Genomic DNA, 3,434 nt, shown 5'->3' with positions numbered 1-3,434 from the left:
CGCTTGTCCTCGCTGGCCCGCATGCTCAGCGGGCTCTTCAGCTAGGTGTAAAATCCGCTGGGATGAACCCGCAGAAGACGGCACATCGTCCGCACTGAAAACTGCAAGCGATGCAAGGCAATCAACGCGTACTTCACTTTGCATCCCTGGCGAAATACGCGGCCGCTTCCTAAGAAACACTCGTCTCGGCAATCATGGGTTCCAACTGGAAGCCTAGAGACCGGGCGCGTCGTTGCAGGTTTGCCAAAACCCTACCGCGATGCCGTTCGTCATAAGCGGCAGCACCAGGATCACGATAAGCCATGCCGAACCGAAGGGCATTGAAGAAGAGAACCGCGATCTTGCGTGCCGTCGCCGTCACGGCCTTCTGCTTTCCGATGCGCCGGCCAACCGCCGGTAAAATGCACCCAGTGCCGTGTCGCTTCGGCCAATAGTGGTGGCTGCCAACCGCAAGAGTGCGGTTGCCCGGCTCGATGATCGGCGGGTTGTCGACGAGAGAAGTCTTCCGCCAGATATTTTGTTGCCGGGAGCCAGGCAGAGCCATGATGTGAAGTGCTTGGCAGTGGGCCATGCCCGCAAATCCGTTCCGCATTCGCCGATGAGCTTGAGGGCGAGAGAGGAGCCGAGGCCGTGGATTTGCGTCAAGTCTGTGCCCGTAAGGCCGTATAGAGCCGCCCGGACATCAAAGGATGGTGTATTCGCCTGCTTGGTCTTCGTCCGGATTTTTGGCAGCGGCGCGCGCGGCCCTTCGACTTCAGCAGTCATCGTGGCAATCGCTGCTTCCAGCTTGTGGCCGCATTCGAGCATCTTCAGTTGATAGAAGTCGTAAAGCTCCAGTGATTGGGAAAGAGCAAACACATGCTCATCACGATCGTTGCCGATCAACGATGCTTTGATCGTTTCGATAGAAGAGTGGCAGCGAACGTCACGCAAAGACGCCAGGACGTCGGGATCGCGCTCGCCGGAAACAATCGCCCGGATGATCTTCATACCCGTCACGCCGGTGATGTCGGAGACGACATGATGGAGCTGCAGGTTCATCTCCATGAGAGCTTTTCGCATGTGCTGGATATGAGCCGCCGCGTATTCGACCAGCCGTTCTCGCTGGCGCAGATAAGCACGCAGTGTCGCGACCTGTGAGTTCGGCCGAAAGCTTCCGCGCAACAGACCATAGGAATGCGGTTGGGGAAGCCATGCCGCATCGTTGACGTCGGTCTTCCGGCCGGGGACGTTCTTCGCATAACGCGCATTGACGAGGATCACCTCAAATCCGTGCTGCTCTAAAATCTCGAGTGCCGGTATCCAGTAGACACCGGTCGACTCCATCGCCACGCTTGTGACGCCGCAAGATCGGAACCAAGTGGCGAGGTCATGCAGCTCGTGGGTAAAGGTGCCGAAAGCGCGGATCGGCACGTCATCACTGTCCGGATAGACCGCCGCCATATGCATAGTGGACCCGATGTCGATGGCGGCGGCGCACGGATTCAAACGGGTGAGGTTCTGTGGTGCAGATGATCTTGTCTTGGGCATGGCTTCTCCTCCTTTGGTTGGGGAGGGGCTCGGCCGCGCAAGTTCGTCATTTTCCTAACCGGGATCGCCGCCAGAGCCGCGTCACCACTCTCAAGTTCGCAACAGCCCATGTGCCACGTTTTTGAACGGGGTCGAACGCCTCCAATAAGCAGTCGGCAACTCCCCTCCGGCAGCCTCGACAACTCTGGGGCTCATACTCAAGTGATGCTAATATGTCGTGCACATTTGTTGTGCCACCACTCCGAAGGCCATGATTTCGGCCGCGCGTATCTCAATGTACACATTATCAGATTTTATTAGCCGGCTAAGACCCTTTAGCTAATTTGGCTCTTCGGCAGCCATCGGGAGTTGTGCAGTTCATGCGCAGCCGTGAATCGCTATTTTTGGATCGGCAAGCGCAAAATATTCCGTCCCTACTTGATCTAGTGTGTTGTTTTTGGCGCTAACAGCAAAAGGCGGCGGCGGTAAGCCGAGCCTTGAGCTTTCTGAGCAGTGAAAAAACCCTGACAGCTGTCAGGGTCTGAAGCCAGGTTCGCGGTGTCGAAAACAAATAGTTCAGGCGCGTTCCCCAACGTGAAATCTCGCGACGCATTCTCGCGACTACAATCGCATACAGGGAGATAAATCGGTAGACGAGGAGGTGCGCAAGACCACTATGTTCTAAATCGGCGTTCGCTCTTCGAGCGATCTTAACGATCTATTACTTTAAAGATCACCGGTAACTTCTAGGTCTCGCCGCCCAAAGTATAAGAGGTGGAGCATTCGTGCCTCGACCTAGAAACCACGCCCGCAAAGGGCGCAAAAAGCACACTCGGATCGTATTTAAATTTTTGTAAGGCTGTCGTGGCTCTCTGCGCGTTGGAAACTGGATTGAGTGAAGACAACGTGAATGGCGACAAAAATTTGACTTCAACGCGGTTCGTTATACCTCATTCCCACCCAAGCACGCGCGTGATGCCGGCACTTAGTCATTTCTCGTTCGCCCCCTTTAGACTTGGGCCTTTTCATCGCCATGACTTCTGCTGTTCTTTGGATGCACATTCGGCCATCGTAGGTCCGGTCTTCCGTATGTAGGGAAATATTAACAGTGCCGTGTCGACGCAGAGAGTGCCCACCATCGCATATAAATGAGCACCAATTCTATTTTCGCCAGAAATGAGCGGGCATGCTTGTAGTCGGTTTCTGTTAGCGGTCGCGCATCATTCTTGTGTCACGGTGCTGCCCTAGAGAACCGGCAAGATACGCCGTTTTAATCCGCCATCATGTTGCGAAGATCTAGATCTTCGGTCGCGGCTCGATCAATCAAGCCGATCGGAACTCGCAATATTCGTGCTCTAACTGATTTATGTTTTCGCAAATTGGACGGACTCGAATAAACTCGCTCTCCGTCGCGAAAAGAGGGATCTCCGGATCTAAAGGTATCGATTAGCATCACAGACTCGTGAAAAAGATAGCGCTCTGAGAATGTATTTCCCAGATAAATAGCAGGGCAGTAGGTACATCGGCAACACGCTCCTTTTTACTGGGTACGGTCTCCATGCGAATTTTGCGCTTGTCATAGCTGGGTGTTAGAGGCGCATCCCAAAATTGTTCGCGCCTCTCCTTTATAGGGCACTTATCTTGGCCAAGCATTTAGACACCTCACCGTGAGGGGAAATTAGTGAATCATGTGCAGCGGAGGTTAGCTCGATCTCGGAAGGATAGACCTCATTCTGTTCGTCTCAGAGAAGAAATGAGATAGTGTGCAAGGGCGTTTCACGTTGGCCAGAGATGGAGGGTTTGGGCTGCCGCAGCACCTAGTTATATACGGTGACCTGAGCCCCTGAACTTCCTCCAGATTTTGGTAGAGTCCGTCGTATCAAGGAGACGGACGGAATGAAGCATTCACGGTTCACGGACGAGCA

At 54.1% G+C, this 3,434-nt stretch carries 2 pseudogenes; both read right to left on the bottom strand.

The features are described from left to right. Positions 1–44: 44 nt before the first annotated feature. Positions 45–170: pseudogene (locus J2Y63_RS35300) on the bottom strand (IS3 family transposase); the annotation flags it as partial. Next, a pseudogene (locus J2Y63_RS35295) lies at positions 170–1,530 on the bottom strand (IS110 family transposase). The pseudogenes J2Y63_RS35295 and J2Y63_RS35300, both read right to left, overlap by 1 nt. Positions 1,531–3,434 lie beyond the last annotated feature (1,904 nt).

Source organism: Shinella sp. BE166 (assembly GCF_051201095.1).
Taxonomy (GTDB): Bacteria; Pseudomonadota; Alphaproteobacteria; order Rhizobiales; family Rhizobiaceae; genus Shinella; species Shinella lacus.
The sequence above is the reverse complement of the archived record's forward strand: the minus strand, read 5'-3'. Positions and strand labels throughout refer to the sequence as shown.